The organism is Bradyrhizobium betae (assembly GCF_008932115.1).
Taxonomy (GTDB): domain Bacteria; phylum Pseudomonadota; class Alphaproteobacteria; order Rhizobiales; family Xanthobacteraceae; genus Bradyrhizobium; species Bradyrhizobium betae.
The window spans coordinates 4,112,873-4,129,102 of sequence record NZ_CP044543.1 but is presented as its reverse complement, the minus strand read 5'-3'; the positions used below and the strand labels follow the sequence as shown (position 1 = coordinate 4,129,102).

General features: G+C 64.3%; 18 protein-coding genes and 1 pseudogene. 11 read left to right on the top strand and 8 right to left on the bottom strand.

Annotation, left to right across the window (positions count from 1 at the left end):
• Position 1 precedes the first annotated feature (1 nt).
• The 3 genes from F8237_RS19630 to F8237_RS19620 all read left to right on the top strand — a co-directional run bounded on the left by F8237_RS19630 (position 2) and on the right by F8237_RS19620 (position 2,435).
• Positions 2 to 763 (top strand): SDR family NAD(P)-dependent oxidoreductase, encoded by a 762-nt coding sequence (locus F8237_RS19630; RefSeq protein ID WP_151647090.1) that lies wholly within the window; start codon positions 2 to 4, stop codon positions 761 to 763.
• 10 nt (positions 764 to 773) lie between these two features.
• A complete protein-coding gene (locus F8237_RS19625; protein WP_151647088.1) occupies positions 774 to 1,205 on the top strand; it encodes an acyl-CoA thioesterase in 432 nt (143 codons plus the stop codon).
• Between the two features lie 78 nt (positions 1,206 to 1,283).
• Positions 1,284 to 2,435, top strand: a complete 1,152-nt coding sequence (locus F8237_RS19620; protein ID WP_151647086.1) for an ABC transporter substrate-binding protein — start codon at positions 1,284 to 1,286, stop codon at positions 2,433 to 2,435.
• A 59-nt stretch (positions 2,436 to 2,494) separates the two neighbouring features.
• On the opposite strand, the gene F8237_RS19615 is transcribed toward F8237_RS19620, so the two are convergent.
• A complete protein-coding gene (locus tag F8237_RS19615; RefSeq protein WP_151647084.1) occupies positions 2,495 to 3,223 on the bottom strand; it encodes a glutathione S-transferase family protein in 729 nt (242 codons plus the stop codon).
• Between the two features lie 37 nt (positions 3,224 to 3,260).
• Positions 3,261 to 3,521 (bottom strand): hypothetical protein, encoded by a 261-nt coding sequence (locus tag F8237_RS19610; protein ID WP_151647082.1) that lies wholly within the window; start codon positions 3,519 to 3,521, stop codon positions 3,261 to 3,263.
• 112 nt (positions 3,522 to 3,633) lie between these two features.
• Between F8237_RS19610 and F8237_RS19605 the strand changes: the two genes are divergently transcribed.
• Together F8237_RS19605 and F8237_RS19600 are read left to right on the top strand one after the other, a co-directional pair.
• Positions 3,634 to 4,332 (top strand): helix-turn-helix transcriptional regulator, encoded by a 699-nt coding sequence (locus F8237_RS19605; protein ID WP_143841941.1) that lies wholly within the window; start codon positions 3,634 to 3,636, stop codon positions 4,330 to 4,332.
• A 5-nt stretch (positions 4,333 to 4,337) separates the two neighbouring features.
• Complete coding sequence (locus tag F8237_RS19600) at positions 4,338 to 4,661, top strand: YkgJ family cysteine cluster protein (protein ID WP_162006129.1); 324 nt, start codon at positions 4,338 to 4,340, stop codon at positions 4,659 to 4,661.
• Here F8237_RS19600 and F8237_RS36100 read toward each other — a convergent pair.
• Entirely contained in the window at positions 4,658 to 5,056 is a 399-nt protein-coding gene (locus F8237_RS36100) for a hypothetical protein (RefSeq protein WP_014439561.1), read from the bottom strand. The genes F8237_RS19600 and F8237_RS36100 overlap by 4 nt on opposite strands.
• Before the next feature lie 256 nt (positions 5,057 to 5,312).
• Positions 5,313 to 5,660 carry a DUF3307 domain-containing protein gene (locus F8237_RS19590; RefSeq protein WP_201280222.1) on the bottom strand — a complete coding sequence of 116 codons (348 nt, stop codon included), beginning with the start codon at positions 5,658 to 5,660 and terminating at the stop codon, positions 5,313 to 5,315.
• A gap of 403 nt (positions 5,661 to 6,063) precedes the next feature.
• Here F8237_RS19590 and F8237_RS19585 point away from each other — a divergent pair, with 403 nt between their 5' ends.
• From F8237_RS19585 to F8237_RS19570, 4 genes and pseudogenes are all read left to right on the top strand, one after another.
• The gene (locus tag F8237_RS19585; protein WP_151647078.1) at positions 6,064 to 7,509 is read left to right on the top strand and encodes a TAXI family TRAP transporter solute-binding subunit; all 1,446 of its coding nucleotides are present in this window, start codon (positions 6,064 to 6,066) and stop codon (positions 7,507 to 7,509) included.
• A 120-nt stretch (positions 7,510 to 7,629) separates the two neighbouring features.
• Positions 7,630 to 7,846, top strand: a pseudogene (locus tag F8237_RS19580) (hypothetical protein).
• A gap of 153 nt (positions 7,847 to 7,999) precedes the next feature.
• The gene (locus tag F8237_RS19575) at positions 8,000 to 9,109 is read left to right on the top strand and encodes a cyclic nucleotide-gated ion channel (RefSeq protein ID WP_151647076.1); all 1,110 of its coding nucleotides are present in this window, start codon (positions 8,000 to 8,002) and stop codon (positions 9,107 to 9,109) included.
• 12 nt (positions 9,110 to 9,121) lie between these two features.
• On the top strand, positions 9,122 to 9,907 hold the full coding sequence (locus F8237_RS19570; RefSeq protein WP_151647074.1) for an enoyl-CoA hydratase/isomerase family protein: 786 nt from the start codon (positions 9,122 to 9,124) through the stop codon (positions 9,905 to 9,907).
• Between the two features lie 211 nt (positions 9,908 to 10,118).
• Here F8237_RS19570 and F8237_RS19565 read toward each other — a convergent pair whose 3' ends face one another.
• On the bottom strand, positions 10,119 to 10,763 hold the full coding sequence (locus F8237_RS19565) for a glutathione S-transferase family protein (protein WP_151647072.1): 645 nt from the start codon (positions 10,761 to 10,763) through the stop codon (positions 10,119 to 10,121).
• Between the two features lie 84 nt (positions 10,764 to 10,847).
• Between F8237_RS19565 and F8237_RS19560 the strand changes: the two genes are divergently transcribed.
• Positions 10,848 to 11,852, top strand: a complete 1,005-nt coding sequence (locus F8237_RS19560; RefSeq protein ID WP_151647070.1) for a helix-turn-helix transcriptional regulator — start codon at positions 10,848 to 10,850, stop codon at positions 11,850 to 11,852.
• A 136-nt stretch (positions 11,853 to 11,988) separates the two neighbouring features.
• Positions 11,989 to 12,222: a hypothetical protein gene (locus F8237_RS19555; RefSeq protein ID WP_151647068.1), complete on the top strand. Its 234-nt coding sequence runs from the start codon at positions 11,989 to 11,991 to the stop codon at positions 12,220 to 12,222.
• 84 nt (positions 12,223 to 12,306) lie between these two features.
• Here the strand turns inward: F8237_RS19555 and F8237_RS19550 are convergent, their stop codons facing one another.
• The 3 genes from F8237_RS19550 to F8237_RS19540 are packed head-to-tail and all read right to left on the bottom strand — an operon-like array spanning position 12,307 to position 16,117.
• Positions 12,307 to 13,593, bottom strand: a complete 1,287-nt coding sequence (locus F8237_RS19550) for an EAL domain-containing response regulator (protein ID WP_151647066.1) — start codon at positions 13,591 to 13,593, stop codon at positions 12,307 to 12,309.
• The gene (locus F8237_RS19545) at positions 13,590 to 13,955 is read right to left on the bottom strand and encodes an Hpt domain-containing protein (protein ID WP_162006127.1); all 366 of its coding nucleotides are present in this window, start codon (positions 13,953 to 13,955) and stop codon (positions 13,590 to 13,592) included. The genes F8237_RS19550 and F8237_RS19545 overlap by 4 nt, the downstream gene beginning before the upstream one ends.
• A complete protein-coding gene (locus tag F8237_RS19540; protein ID WP_151647062.1) occupies positions 13,952 to 16,117 on the bottom strand; it encodes a hybrid sensor histidine kinase/response regulator in 2,166 nt (721 codons plus the stop codon). The genes F8237_RS19545 and F8237_RS19540 overlap by 4 nt, the downstream gene beginning before the upstream one ends.
• Positions 16,118 to 16,230: the final 113 nt, after the last annotated feature.

The following is a 16,230-nucleotide window of genomic DNA, read 5'->3' as shown; positions in this document are numbered from 1 at the left end:
CATGTTGTTGAAAGATCAGGCAGCCATCGTCACCGGCGGCGCATCGGGACTGGGCGCCGCGACTGCGCGAAGACTGGCCGCGCAGGGCGCCAAGGTCGCGGTCTTCGACCTCAATACCAAGCTCGCGGAAACCGTTGCGGCCGAGATCAAGGGCGTCGCCGTGACCTGCGACGTCTCCGACGCCGCCTCCGCGGAAGCTGCGATCGCGCAGGCGACCAAGGCCCTCGGCGCGCCGCGCGTGCTGGTCAATTGCGCCGGCATCGGCGTTGCCAAGCGCGTCGTCGGCCGCGACGGCCCGATGGCGCTCGCCGATTTCGACAAGGTGATCAAGGTCAATTTGATCGGCACCTTCAACATGCTGCGCCTTGCCGCGACCGAGATGTCCAAGCTCGAGCCGCAGGCGACCGGCGAACGCGGCGTCATCATCAACACCGCCTCCGTCGCCGCCTATGACGGCCAGATCGGCCAGTCGGCCTATTCGGCCTCCAAGGGCGGCATCGTCGGCATGACACTGCCGATCGCGCGCGAGCTGGCGCAGTTCGGCGTCCGCGTGCTCACCATCGCGCCCGGCCTGTTCCTCACGCCGCTGCTCGCCAACCTGCCGCAGGAGGCCCAGGACTCGCTCGCCTCCGCGATCCCGTTCCCGCGCCGGCTCGGCAATGCCGACGAGTTCGCGGCCCTTGCCCTGCACATGGTCGAGAACTCGTACCTGAACGGCGAAGTGGTGCGTCTCGACGGCTCGCTGCGCATGGCGCCGAAGTAAGGCCCTCTACATGTTCGTGAACCGGCGCGACGTCCAGATTCAGTGGGGTGACTGCGACCCCGCCAACATCGTCTATTACCCGCGCTATTTCGCGATGTTCGACGATTCGACGTCGACCCTGTTCGAGGTCGCCGGATTCTCCAAGCAGGATCTGGTCCGCAAATACGGCCTGGTGGGCATCCCCATGGTCGACACGCGGTCCAAATTCTACATCCCCTCGACCTATGGCGACTGGATCACCATCGAAACCAAAATCGAGAGCATCAAGCGCTCGAGCTTCGAGGTGAAGCACAACGTCTACAAGGGCGAGGCGCTGGCGATCGAGGGGTTTGAGACCCGCGTGCTGGTCGGTCGCGACCCCGTTAACCCCGACAAGCTGAAATCGGCTCCATTTCCTGCGGAAATGGTAGCCAAATTCACGGGGAGTGAGGTCCGGAGCTAAATCGCCGCATCGCCAAAAGAGGGGCTGAATTACCCCCCGATTTCTGCTTTCAAAGAAACAACGTAAAGGGAGGAATAAATGAAACGCTTTTACCTGACCGCCGCCATCGCCGCGGCGACGCTTGCCCTGCCGGCCCTGCCCGCACTGGCCCAGACCGCCGAAGTCACCATCGGCATCACCACCACCACGACCGGCCCCGGCGCCGCACTCGGCATTCCCGAGCGCAACGCGCTGGAATTCGTGCCGAAGGAAATCGGCGGCGTGCCGCTGAAGGTGATCGTGCTCGACGACGGCGGCGATCCCACCACCGCGACCACCAACGCCCGCCGCTTCGTCACCGAATCCAAGGCCGACATCATCATGGGCTCGGCGCTGACGCCGCCGACCATCGCGGTCTCCAACGTCGCCAATGAAGCCGGCATTCCGCATTTCGGCCTCGCGCCATTCCCGATCACGCCGGAGCGCATGAAGTGGTCGGTGGCGATGCCGCAGCCGATCCCGATCGTGGGCAAGGTGCTGTATGATCACATGAAGTCCAAGGGCGTGAAGACGATCGGCTACATCGGCTATTCCGACTCCTATGGCGACCTCTGGTTCAACGATCTGAAGGCCCAGACCGGGCCGATGGGCATGACCATCGCCGACGAAGAGCGCTTCGCCCGCCCCGACACGTCCGTAACCGGACAGGTGCTCAAGCTCGTCGCCGCCAATCCCGACGCGATCCTGGTCGGCGCTTCCGGCACCGCGGCCGCACTGCCGCAGACCGAGCTGCGCGAGCGCGGCTATCAGGGCCTGATCTATCAGACCCATGGCGCGGCCAGCATGGATTTCATCCGCATCGCCGGCAAGGCAGCCGAAGGCGTGTTGATGGCGTCGGGTCCGGTGATGGATCCCGAAGACCAGCCGGACGAGGCCGCCACCAAGAAGCCGGGCCTCGCGCTCAACACGGCGTATGAAGGCAAGTACGGCCCGAACAGCCGCAGCCAGTTCGCCGGTCACTCCTACGATGCGTTCGAGATCCTCAAGCGCGTGATCCCGGCGGCACTGAAGACGGCAAAACCCGGCACGCCGGAATTCCGCGAAGCGATCCGTCAGGCGCTGCTGTCGGAAAAGGAAATGGCCGCGAGCCAGGGCGTCTACAATTTCACCGAGAAGGACCGCTACGGCCTCGACGAGCGCTCACGCATCCTGCTCACCGTGAAGAACGGAAAGTACTCGCTGGTGAAGTAGACGCAGCGACAGGTTTGAGATGACGAGAGCCGGCCCGATGGGCCGGCTCTTTTTGTTTCTCAGGCCGCCTGCCGCAGCGGGGCCCAGGCGAACTCCGGATAGTACGCGTCCATCATGCGGTCGACATAGGCGGTGAGGTTCGGAAATCCCTCGGCCCGCTGGCGCAGTCCGGATTCGAAGAACGGCGTGAGAATTCCCGCGAGCGCGCCGAAGGCAGTGGCATCGACGCCGCAGGGCTTGTTGCCCATCAGGTAGGATTTGTTACCGAGCTGCACCGACAGCGCGAACAGCGAGCGCACCGCGAGATCGACATCGTCGTCCGGCCCGTGGCGGCCGAGGCCGGAGAGCAGATAGTTCTCGGCGACACGGAATTGCGCGTCCTCGCGCAGCTTCTCGCGATTGTGCTCCGGTGCGCCGTCGAAGAAATGCGCCGGGCCCTTGGCGAAATTGACCGGATCGACCCAGCGCGCGCCGACCAGCGCCCAATAGACGTGATGCTCGATCATGCGCTCGAACGCCCAGGCCTGCGCGCGCTCGGCCAGCGACAGGCCGGCGTCGAAATCGAAGCCGTAGCGGCGCTCGATATGGGCGCGAATGAAGGTGGAATCGGCCACCGCCTCGCCGCCGTCGTCGATGAACGGCAATTGCCCCTTGGGCGAGGCCGGGGGCATCGCTCGGTCCTTCCGGTAGGGCAGTCCCGCCATTTTCAGCTGCACCTCGGTCTTGGTGACGAAGGGGCTGATTTCCGGCAGGCCGAAGCCGGCGCCAAAGCCATAAAGCGTGATCATGAAAGCTCTCCTGAACGACCGAAAGAGTTGACGGAACCTAGTGCCGGGCTGCTGCCACCATGGTGGCAGCAGCCGTGATATCTTCTGCGAAACGGGCTCCCCGCCAGGCGCGGCCCATCACATGGCGAACCAGCGCGTCCGCGGCCTGGGCCAGCGAGCGTGCAACCACGCTTGCGACTGCAAATCGGAGGTCGACGGCCATGAGATCAAGCGAGACGAGGCGGCCGAACGCACGGGCGTGCCACAGCTGCGCTCGCCACAGCGGCGCCGCCGAGCCGACATGGGTTGGAATGATCATGGACAAATCCTCTTCAGTCGATGTGTTGTCCCGGTATAGAACTCCCCTGCTGCCAACATCCTGTCAGCATCCACGCGCTGTTGTCTGATCCGCCCCCGATGAGAGAATCATCATGAGACGCGCCGACCGGCTGTTTCAGATCATCCAGGTGCTGAGGCGCACGCGGAAGCCGCTGACCGCGGATGCGATCGCGGCCGAGCTCGAGACCTCGAAGCGCACCATCTATCGCGACATCGCGACCTTGATGGGCCAGCGCGTGCCGATCCGCGGCGAAGCCGGCATGGGCTACATCCTGGAGAAGGGATTCGACCTGCCGCCCTTGATGCTGACACCCGACGAGATCGAGGCGGCGGTGCTGGGCGCGCAGTGGGTCGCAGGCCATGCCGATTCCACGCTGGCACGCGCGGCCGAAGATCTGATGGCCAAGATTGCCGACACCGTGCCAGAACGGCTGCGCCCGTTTGTGCTGGAGCCCGCGAGCCGCGCGCGGCCAAGCTGGAACAGGGAGCCGGACCGCCTGGACATGGCGCGCACGCGCGCCCAGATCCACGAAGGCAAGAAGATCATGCTGCGCTATCGCGACGAACAGGGCCGCCCCAGCGAGCGCATGATCTGGCCGATCTCGGTCGGCTATCTCGAAGCCGTGCGCCTGCTCGCGGCCTGGTGCGAGCTGCGCAGCGACTTCCGCAGCTTCCGCACCGACCGCGTGGTGGACGCAACCTATCTCGACGACAAATATCCGGAAAGGCGCGACGTGCTGCGCGCAAGATGGCGGCAGAGCCTGGTCTGGGGCCCGCCAAAGGACACGTGACGACGATGGAAGAGACCTCCCCCATCGACCTGTCGACCTGCTGCCAGAATTGCGGCGCCTGCTGCGGCTATTCGGAGAACTGGCCGCGCTTCTCGATCGAGAGCGACGAGGAGCTTGCGGCAATCCCGGAAGCGTTCGTCAACGCCCGCCAATCCGGCATGCGCTGCGAGGGCGATCGCTGTTCGGCGCTCAAGGGAGAGATCGGAAAGCAGACGGCCTGCGGCATTTATGACGTGCGGCCGGAAGTGTGCCGCACCTGCATGCCGGGCGATGCCGAATGCGCGATGGCGCGGCGGAAGTTCGGGCTGCCGGTGATCGAAGCCGTCTAAGCGGGGACCGCTTCGCCGATCTCGTCGTCGAGCTCGTCATCGAGCGGCGCGAGCACCGAGAGCGGCTTGGTCGACAGCGTGATCGGCTTGCGGCCGCCCGACAGCGACGGCGATGCCTTTGCCGAGCTTTCGCGTGACAGCGCGTAGAGCGTCGAGCCGACACGGCCGCCGTTCTCGATCAGGTCGCGCTCATTGCAGCTGCCTGCGATCGCAACAGCCAGCGAGTGCAGATGGCTGCGGCGGTAGCAGAACAGCGCCAGCTTCGCGCGTGCGTCTGGGGAAACACTCTCAACCAGCCTCGGCAGGCCACTCTCGCTGGCGCGATACATCTCGCCAAGGAGTTCGTCCTGAACCGGGCAGAAATCGCTTTCAAAGGCGTCGCGGCTTGAAAACATTGCAGTTCTCCCTCGTGTGGGGAAGATGCAGCGCAATTCTCTAATGAAAGGTTAACCAACCTCGCCGGTAGTCACCCGGGGTGCTTGCGCGCCGGCCGCGAATCAGTGGGGCACAATGCTCTCCCGGCGTCATGGCCGGGCTTGTCCCGGCCATCCACGCCTGGCCGCACGGCACGATGAACGTGGATGCCCGGGACAAACCCGGGCATGACGACCTCTCGTGAATGCTATCGCCGAGGCTCAACCGCAAAGAGCCTCAGTTCGACGCCATGAAGATGGAGAGGCCGAAGCCGGTCAAATGATGCAGCGCCTGGTCGACGCCGATCAGGGTCCAGAACCAGGGATGCTGCAGGTCGACGCCGAAATTGGCCGAGACGAGTCCCTTGGCGCGGTCGATCGTGATGTGGATCACGAAGTCGATCAGCGCCACGAACCAGAATTTGGGCGCCACGATCAGGATCAGGGGTAGCGCAACCGCGAGGTGAATCAGGCAGTGCACGAGCAGCGGCAGCGCCCAGCCGTGCTTCTGATCCTTGCCGTGCGCCATCCACGCGGTTTGCAGGACGAAATCGGCGATGATGTGCTTGAAGGTGAGCAACAACATCCAGCCAATGAGCGCTTCGACCGGAATCGCCGATGACATGGGTGGAAACGACAAGCTGACGCCCTCATTGAGGTGACAAGAAAAATTGGAGCGTTCAGCGCAACTTCTTCTTGGACCGGTCAAATCGCCGGGACCTCTGATTTATGACATCTCCCGCGGCGGATTGCAGCCGGGGGGAACCGGAAAATCGCCAACTGTGGCTAACTGGTGATAGGATGACCAATCGCCGCGCCTGAGTTGAGTAAGGTTACCTTCGGCTCGAAATTTGCTTTCCGGCATCGGCGAGCTATCATTGAAGATAGATAATATCGTTCTTTTTTCAGACGTTTAGGAATTATAGGGCGCCCGCCGCGATCGCATCCCGCGAGCCACCGCCATCCAGACATAAGGCCAGAGTGCTGCCATGAGTGCTGAAGGCCCCACGACGTCACCAACAGAGCCGCCGCCGCGGCGCCCCAAGGTGATCAAGACCAATCAGCAGCAGGTGTTTCTCTACGTCGTTTTGACCCTGCTTTTGTCGCTCGCGACCGTCTGGGGCGGACGCGCCTTGCTGCACAATTCGGAGACGCTGACCTTTGCCGTCGGCGGCCCCAACAGCGACGAAGCGCTGTTCGCCGCCAAGCTCGCCACCGTCCTGAAGAACAACGCCTCGCGCTTTCGGATCAAGATCGTCAACAACGGCGATAACGCCAAGGCGCTCGCACAGTTCGACCGCAAGCAGGCCGACCTCGCCGTGCTGCGCACCGACGCCAAGGTGCCGCTGCGAGCTCGCACGCTCGCGATCCTCGAGCACGATCTCGTGCTCCTGCTCGGTCCCGGCAACAAGAAGATCAAGTCACTTGCCGAGCTGAAGAAGAAGAAGGTCGCGGTCGTCGCCGAGAACGAATCCTCGCTCGCCTTCGTGCGCAGCATCCTCGACATCCCCGACGGTCCTGATGCCGCCAGGGTCCAGATGGCGCCGCAGGGCGCAACGCTCGACAAGCTGTTTGCACCGTCGAGCGGTTTCGGCGCGGTGATCGCCATCGTCCACGCCTCCAGGGCGGTGCGCGACAAGGCCTATGAGCAGGTCGCAAAACGCGGCGGCTTCACGCTGAACGCCATCGACGAGGCCAAGGCACTGGCGCGCAAATTCCCCGGCCTCTCGAACGAGACGCTGACAGCCGGCACGCTGTCGGCCTCTCCCGAGATCCCCGACGACGACCTCGACACGATCGGGCTGGAATGGCTGCTGGTCGCGCAATCCAGGATGTCCGCGAGCACGGCGGGCGACCTCGCACGCACCATCTACGAGAACAAGTCCGCGCTCCGCCTCGACAACGGCTTCGCCAGCAGGATCGAGCCGGCCTCCGTCGAGAAGGACGCCTTCGTGATGGCGCATCAGGGGGCGGCCGACTACATCAACGACGACACCAAGTCGTTCATGGATAAGTACAGCGACCTGATGTATCTGGGCGCCGCCGCGCTCAGCGTCATCGGCTCGATCTTCGCTGCGATCTACGCCAAGATCACCCGGATCGCGCCGGAGAAGGCCAGCGAGCTCTCCACCGCCATTCTCGACATCGGCGAACGCATCGAGCACGCCCATTCGCTCGATCAGCTCGAATGTCTCCAGGACGAGCTCGAGGGCATCTTGCGCGGCGCCGTCATCGGCCTCAGGGACGGCACGATCAGCACCGACGGGCTCGACACCTTCAAGCTCGGCTACGAATTCGTCCGCGACGAAATCGGCATGCGCCGCGACTACCTCAAGCGCCATGCCGGAGAGGCCGACAAGGTCGCCCAGGATACGGCTCCTCCCCCGCACGACGACACCAATGTCGTGGTGGTGAAGACGGCTCAGAGTGCCTGACCTATCGATCGGAGAGCTCGAGACCGCGGTACGCCGGCATTTCCGGTGATCACCGGCCAAAGCGCGGGAACCGTCACCTTCCACAGCCGTTGGTTTCCAGATACAACCGGAGAACGCAGCATGCGTGCACTCCTCATCGTCATCCTTCTGGGAATGCTGACGGCGGTTGGCTACTTCGCCTATTCGCGATGACGATCGAGGGTGATCCGATCCCGCCGGGGGCTATGTGACATTGGCGCTGGGAGCGGGGTTTTTCGTCGTCGTCGGCATCGGCCTGATGATGCTGCTGTTCTTCAGCAGTCGCCGCGGCTACGACGAGCCGCCGCATTTCAGATAGCGGCCCGGTCCGCTGCGGCTTGGGGTCCGCGCCCCCCGTTCAACGAGATTGCGGCGGCCAGCGCGTCGTTGACGGCCCCTCCCCGGGCGGGCACTTTGGCGTCGAGGTCCCGATCGGGACCGCAAAAATCCACGACCGAGCCCGCCTCCCCGCATGTCCAAGCCGCTGATCCCCGCTCTGGCCCAGTTCGTGGCCGCCACGGCCGGCCGCAACATGACCAAGGCGGCTTATGTGGCGGTCGGTGTCGGCGTGCTCGGCATGGTGCTGCTGACCGTCAGCCCGGCCTATGAGACGGCGCACCGCTGGGTCGATGCCCTGCTCTGGGCCTGCCTCGTCTACTTCGTGTTCGAATGGGTGGTCCGGCTGCGTCACATGGCGCGCACGGGACGCCTGTCGCTCTACATGTCCTCTTCCGCCGGGCTGGTCGATGCCGTCGGCGCCCTGGCCGTACCGGTCGCACTGCTTCTCGGCGTCGAGCCCAAGACAGCCTGGCTGCTCAGCGTGCTCTGGGTCCTGAAAGTGGTGCCCGGCATTCCCGGCCTGCGGCAGCTTCGCCGGGTGCTGGTGCTGGAATCGGGACCGCTGGTGAGCGTGCTCGTGATCTTCCTGATGGTGGTCTTCCTCGCCTCCGTCGCCGAATATTTCCTGGAGCGGGACGTGCAGCCGCAGACCTTTGGCAGCGTCCCCGCCGCGCTGTGGTGGGCGGTGACGACGTTGACGACGACCGGCTATGGCGACGTCGTGCCGGTAACGCCGCTCGGACGCATGGTGGCGGCGCTGGTGATGATCTCCGGCCTCGGCGTGTTCGGCCTGTGGACCGGTATTCTGGCGACCGGCTTTGCCGCCGAGACCCGCCGCGACAACTTCCTCAAGACCTGGGAATCCGTCAGCAAGGTGCCGTTCTTCGCAGCGCTCGGGCCTTCGGCCATCGCCGACGTCACCCACATGCTGCGCACCATGGAGCTGCCGGCGCGCACCATGATCATTCGCAAGGGCGCGCAGGGCGACTGCATGTATTTCATCGCCGCCGGCGAGGTCGAGGTCGACCTGCCGGGCAAGAAGGTCCAGCTCGGCGAGGGCGCCTTCTTCGGCGAGATGGCGCTGCTCGGCAACAATTCGCGCGGCGCAAATGTCTCGACCACGAAGGTGTCGCGGCTGCTGGTGCTGGACCTCGTCGATTTCCGCGTGCTGATGGCGCGGCATCCGGATCTCGCCGAGACCATCGATGCGGAAGCCAGGCGCCGCACGCTCGAAAACAAGTAAATGGAGACAACAATGTCCGATACCGCCGACGCGGCCTCCGGCCCCGTGCTCGACATCAGCGGCGCGCGCGCCACCATCCGTCTCAACAGGCCGAAGCATCTCAACCGGCTTCAGGCCGAGGATCTCGGCGACCTGGTCAAGCTGTTCGACCGGATCGAGGCCGATCCCGACATCCGCGTGCTGGTGCTGACCGGCACCGGCCGTGCATTCTCCGCCGGCTACGACCTCAACTCGGTTGCCGAACGCGCGGTGAGCGCGAACGAGCAGCAGAGCGCGGGCTCCGCGTTCGAAGTGGTCGTCAACCGGCTGGAGGATCTGGGCGTGCCGACGATCTGCCGGCTCAATGGCGGCGTCTATGGCGGTTCGACCGACCTCGCGCTCGCCTGCGATTTCCGCATCGGGGTCGACACCGCCGAGATGTTCATGCCGGCGGCGCGGCTCGGACTGCATTATTACAGGAGCGGCATCAAGCGCTACGTGACGCGGCTCGGCGTCGACAACGCGAAGAAGCTGTTCCTCACGGCGCAGAAGATCAGCGCGCCGGAGATGCTGCGGATCGGCTATCTCACCGCCATGGTGCCGGAGGAGACGCTCGACGAGGAAGTCGACAAGCTCGCAGGCATCCTCGCCGGCAACGCACCGCAGGCGATGCGCGGCATGAAGCGCGCCATCAACGAATTCGCCCGCGGCGAGCTCGACGAACGCGCCGCCGACCAGCGCCACCGCGACAGCATGCGCGGCGACGAGATCAAGGAAGGCATCAAGGCGTTTGGAGAGAAGCGGGCGCCGCGGTTTTGAAGAGGGGTGTCAGGGAGCGTGAAGGCGCGCCTCATCCTCGCTGTCATCCCGGGGCGCGCAAAGCGCGAGCCCGGGACCCATAGCCACAGGGAGTGGTTATGGCGGCAAGCTGGTAACTTCGAGTCTTCGCAAGACTCCTTCCTGTGGCTATGGGTCCCGGGCTCGCGACTTCGTCGCGCCCCGGGACGACAGCAGAGATTGAGGAGCGCGCTCAGGCCCCAATCGCCGCCGCATGCTGGGCCGCCATCTCGTCATCGGCCGCATTGATCTGCTGGAACGCGGGCCTTGACGTCATGCGCTCGGCATAGCGGACGAAGACGTCCTTCTTCGGCACGATGCCGAACATCATGGTCCAGCTGAACGCGATACCCCACAGGACGTCGGCGGCGGTCATGCGCTCGCCGAGCAGATACGGCCCCTTCGACAGTTGCGTCTCCAGCGCGCCCAGCATGGTGTCGTAATCTGCATAGGGCGATTGCGTGATCGGCGCCGGCTCGCGCTGCATGAACTTGTCGATCAGGGCCGGCTCGAAGGACGAACCGTAATAGGCGATCCAGCGCAAATAGGGACCGCGCAGCGGATCATCCAGCGCAGGCGTCAGACCCGCCTGCGGAAACAGATCGGCGAGATAGATGGTGATGGCGACCTGCTCGGTCACGAGCGCCTCGCCATGGCGAATCGCCGGCACCTTGCCGAGCGGGTTGATGGCCAGATAACCGCTCTGGCGCTGCTCGCCGGCCTTCATGTTGAGGACATGGAGATCATAGGGCGCCCCCAGCTCCTCCAGCAGCACCCGCGTGCCGGTGGCGCGGCTTTGCGGCGAATAATACAGGGTGATGCGGCGGGAATCGGTCATGGCAGGTCTCCATCTGGCCGGTTGGCGATGGCGGTTGTAGCGGACCATACCTGACATCCTGTGTCAGGTATGGTTTAAGCGATCATGCGCGCGAGCCGGATGCTGTCGATCCTCACCACCCTCCAGGCCAGGGGGCAGGTCACCGCGCCCGAGCTCGCGGAAGCTTGCGAGGTGTCGGTGCGCACGATCTATCGCGACATCGACGCGCTCGCGGCGTCCGGCGTTCCCGTCTATGCCGATCGCGGCGCCGAGGGCGGCTATCGCCTGCTCGACGGCTATCGTGTGCGGTTGAACGGTCTGTCGCAGAGCGAAGCGGGCGCGCTGTTCCTTACAGGACTTCCGGGCCCGGCCGCCGCGCTCGGGCTGGATGCCGCGATGATCGCCGCGCAGAACAAGCTGATGGCTGCACTGCCTGCGAACTTGCGCGAAGATGCCGGGCGGATGCAGGAGCGTTTTCACCTCGATGCGCCCGGCTGGTTCGGCGAGGCGGAAGAACCCAGATATCTGCGCACCATCGCCGGCGCGGCTCTGCGCGGAACACTGATCCAGATTCGTTACCAGAGCTGGCGCGCCGAGAAGCAGCGCCGCGTCGCGCCGCTCGGCCTCGTGCTCAAGGGCGGCAGCTGGTATATCGCGGGTCTCGTCGACGGCAGCGTGCGCACCTATCGCATCGCGCGTGTGCTCGACTGCACCGCGCTCGACGATCGCTTCGATCGCCCCGCCGATTTCGATCTCGCCGCCTATTGGCAGGCCGCGACGCTCCGCCTCAAGGCCGAGATGCATCCCAATGTCGCGATCGTCCGGCTGTCCCCGTTCGGCGTCAAGCTGCTCGATGCGCTGAGCCAGCCTTACGTCAAGGCGCGCACGCAGCTTGAAGAGACCGCTGACGCTGACGGCTGGCGTATCGCCAGAGTGCCGACCGGCAAGACGTCATGGCACGCAGCGGCCGAATTGCTGCGGCTTGGGCCCGAGGCCGAAGTGCTGGAGCCGGCCGATCTGCGCGAGAAGATGGCGGAGCTGACGCAGGCCATGGCCGCGCGCTATCGCGCATCGACGCATGCCGCGAAGCGGGCGGCGCGAAAAGCCTGATATCGGCGCATGTCGCCGAGGCCCACGAAACAATCCTGAAACACGATTCTCCACTCCCCCATGAACGCGTTCGCGCTTGGGCTCGACCGAGATGCAGGGACACAACAACGGCCCCGCGCCACACTGGAGAATGACAATGTTTCGTAAGCTCGCACTTGGTCTGATCGCCGCCGCTTCGCTCGGCGCTGCTGCTCTGGCGCCCACCGCCGCCTCGGCGCACGGCTTCCACCATCACTGGGGTCCCGGCTGGGGCTTTGGCGGCATCTACGTCAACACCGGCCTCAACAACTGCTACCAGGAGCGCGTCGTCCGCACCCGCCACGGCCTGCGCGTCCGCGTTGTGAATGTCTGCGCGTACGGGATCTACTGATTTCAGGCGTGTCCGACAAAGCCCCGATCGCGCCGCGATCGGGGCTTTGCGGACTCGAGCCCAGCTCCGTTCCGATCTCCGTATCTAGGCAATTCTGGTCGCTGCAGCGTCACCGTCGGGCGCGACCTGCGAGCGGTGGTTCAGCCAGTTTATGCGCTGGCTCACGAATTCGTTGCGCTGCGACACCCAACTTTCAGCCCGGGCAAGCCGCAAGGACGGGCTGAAGAAGTAACCCTGGCCGATGTCGCATCCCGCACGCCGGATTCGTGCCAGCGTCTCCGGGGTCTCGACGCCTTCGGCGACCACCTTCATGTTGAAGGCGCGCCCCAGACCGACCGATGCCTCGACGATCTTCGCCATATCTTCGTCCGCTTCGCAGCCGTTGATGAAAGACCCGTCGATCTTGAGCTCGCTGAACGGCAGCTTTGCCAATGCCGCGAGCGACGAATAGCCGGTTCCGAAATCGTCGATCGCGGTTCCGATATTCTTCAGGCGCAACCGCACCAGAACGTCGGTGGCGCGATCGACATCCGCCATTGCGGTCGTTTCGGTGATTTCCACGATCAGGCAATGCGGCGGCACCTGCTCCTTGCGCAGCACCTCTTCGATTCGTTCCGGCAAGGTCAGATCCGACAACAACGATCCGGACACGTTCACGGCGATCGTGAAGTCTGGATATCGATTGATCAGCTTGCGCCCCTGCGACATCGCCGAGGTGAGCAACGTGTCGGTGAGCTCGGGCATCAGGCCGCACTGCTCGGCGATGGGTATGAACGTCACCGGAGAAATGATGCCGAATTCGGAGGTGCGCCAGCGCGCAAGCGCCTCGGCCCCGACGACCCGTCCGCTCTCCAGCTCCACCTTCGGCTGAAACTCGACCAGAAACTCGCCCTGCCGGATGCCCGCCGCGATGCGCTCCGGCGAGACATCGACCGTCGCGGACCGCAGATCCGCCGAAGCTCGCTTCCGTCGCGGCAACTGCAGCAGGTCCTTCAGTTCGTCCAGGTTGAGCGGCTTGCTGAGGACGCCGATCACCGACAATCCAAGGCTTTCCGCCACGCGCCTCGTCGATTTCAGAACGCGGCCATCGCAGCCGCTGATGACCACGATCGACATGTCGCGGAGGTCTCGCTCCGCGACGAACCGAAGCAACTCGATTCCGTCGCGCTCGCCAAGAGAGAGATCGACCGCCATGACGTCGAACGCTTCTTTCGACAGGGCCGACTCGCTCAGCTCGAGCGAAGGCACGACCAGACAATCATAGCCGGTCTTCGCGCCGATCTTTCCGACGACTGTCCGCTGCACGAGATCATCGTCGACGACCAGTAGCCGTCCCAGCGATTCGTCCGTCTCGCGGGAAAATTCTCTCATCGCGCAATCTCCATGTTCGAGGCCAGCAGCACCGACCTTGCAAAATCAGCAGTCCGTTCGAAAACTTCGCCCAACGCCGCAGCAGCGCGCGCGAGCTGGTCCGGCGTCATGCGCAGCGCATCCTGCTCGACGCTCAGCGCAAGACCGGACAGTTCGAGGAAGCCGAACGTCCCGGCGGAGCTCTTGATGGAATGCGCCTCGCGCCGGAACAGCGCCGGATCAGGAGGGATCGCAGCGAGCGCGCCGATCTTGCGGCCGGTGTCGTCGAGAAACGCCTGCAGAACCTCCGCCGTGTCCTCCGGTCCCAGCTCGGAAACCAAAAGGCGAAGCGTGTCCTTTTCAAAGGCCGGGCACGTCGTCATGCGATACATTTCCTCTCCTCGGCGACGAACTTGCGCTGCAATGCCGCGCCGAGTTGTTCGCGCGTCACCGGCTTGGTGACGAAATCATTCATTCCGGCGGCCACACAGGCCAGCTCATCCTGCCGCGTCGCATTGGCGGTCAGCGCGATGATGTGGACGTCTCTTGCCGGCGGCGGCAGCTGGCGGATCGCGCGAGCGGCGGTGAGGCCGTCCATCTCCGGCATCATCATGTCCATGAGCACCAGGTCGTAAGCGCCTCCTTCGACGGCCGCCACCGCCTTCAGGCCGGTGTCGACGACGTCGGGCTTCGAACCAAGCTTTTCGAGAAGCTTGCGGATCACGAACTGGTTCGTGATGTTGTCTTCCGCGACCAGCACACGCAGCGATCCAAGGTCCGCGCCCCCGGCCCGGCCTGGTGTGGACTGTTCCATGTCAAGGCGCATGGAAGTGGCGGCTCCGCTGCCGACTGCGACCTCGACCGAGAATGCGAACGTGCTACCTCCGCCGGGAGTGCTCCGGACCGAGATCTCGCCGCCCATGAAGGTCACAAGGCGTTTGCAGATCGCAAGTCCCAGTCCGGTGCCGCCGAAACGGCGGGAGATGGAGCTGTCGAGCTGGGAGAATTCCATGAACAGCAACCCGATGGCGTCCGCGGGAATTCCAACACCGGTATCGCGAACGGCGAATTCCAGCCTCGATCGCCCCGGCCCGGCGGGTACAGCGTTCACGGTCACCTCGACACTGCCGGTTTCGGTAAACTTGATGGCGTTTCCGACCAGATTGAACAGCACCTGCCGGATGCGCGCGGGGTCGCCCACGATCATCGGCGGAACCGCTTCTCCGACCGTGCAGGACAGCCGCAGGCCCTTCTCCTGGGCGCGCAAGGCGAGCAGGTCGACCACCGCCGACACTGATCTGCGAATGTCGAACGCGATGTGCTCGAGCTCGAGCCGGTCGGCATCGAGCTTGGAAAAGTCGAGAACGTCGTTGAGAATCTGCAGGAGATAGTCGGCCGAATCCCGCAATGTCGCCGCGATCTGCTTCTGATCGGCAGACAGCTCGGTGGTTAGCAGGATGTCGGCCATGCCGATGACGCCGTTCATGGGCGTCCGGATCTCGTGGCTCATCATCGCCAGGAATTCTGACCTGGCGCGCGAGCCGGCTTCCGCCGCATCCCGCGATTTCGCCAGACCCCGCTGGTAGCGGATGATGAGAACGGTGACGACGCCGAACACGAGGCTCAGCAATGTACCCGCGATGATGTCCCTGTCCCGTTCGCGGCGGTAGTTTGCGAAGACTTCCTCCTTGGCCTGCCCAATGACGACGGCCAGCGGGTATCCGTCGACCTTTCGAAAGGAGAAGATGCGCTCCACTCCGTCCAGCGTGCTGCGGGCGACATAGGACCCGCTCGAGCGATGCGAGAGATACCCGAGTAACGGCGCCTCGCGAACGGATTCACCAATGAGCGAGGGACCGCTCGCACCGCGCGCGCGAACGATGCCGTCGAGTCCCACCAGCGACGCCGAGCCCTTTCTGCCGATGTCGATCGAATTGTAGAAGCGCGAGAGATATTCCGGATCGAGCGACACCACGACCACGCCGCCGAAACCGCCGTCCCTCGCGATGATCCGCCGGGTCAGCTGGATCGACCATTTGTTCGAAACCCGCCCAAAAATCGGCTTGCTGATGAACAGGACATCGTCCTTGCCGTCGGCGTGGATGCGGAAGTGCTCCCTGTCGCGCAGATCGAGGCCCTTGATGCTCGGATCGATATTGCTCATCAACATGATCCCCGTCTTGTCGATGATGACGACCTGGAACGAGAAGTCCGACAGGAACTGGCTGTTCTTGATCCAGAGCGAGAAGTCGAAATTATCCGGGTCTCTCGCGTAACTGTCCCGGACGTAGAGCAGGGTCTGATCGGCGGCCCGGATCGAGCGAACGATTTGCTCTTCGAAAGTCCGCGCCAGATTTGTTCCGTTCTGCTGCACCGCCTGCTCGGTGCGCGCCTTGTCTCCGGCGAATATGTAGAAGATCATGATCCAGACGAGTCCGATCGCAGCGACGCCGAACAGCGCGCTGCCGTAGCGACCGACCTGGCGCGCAAGCCGGTCGATTCGCCTGAAGCCTGGGCGCTGCGTTTTGGACGTGGCGTTGGACATGTCGTCTCCCGGCAGAGACGCTAGGCAGGATGGCTAGACTTGTAGTGAAAGCCTTTTGCTAAAAGTCGCCCGTCTCTGTAAGACATCGCTAACCAGCGGCGCTGGCGTGCCTG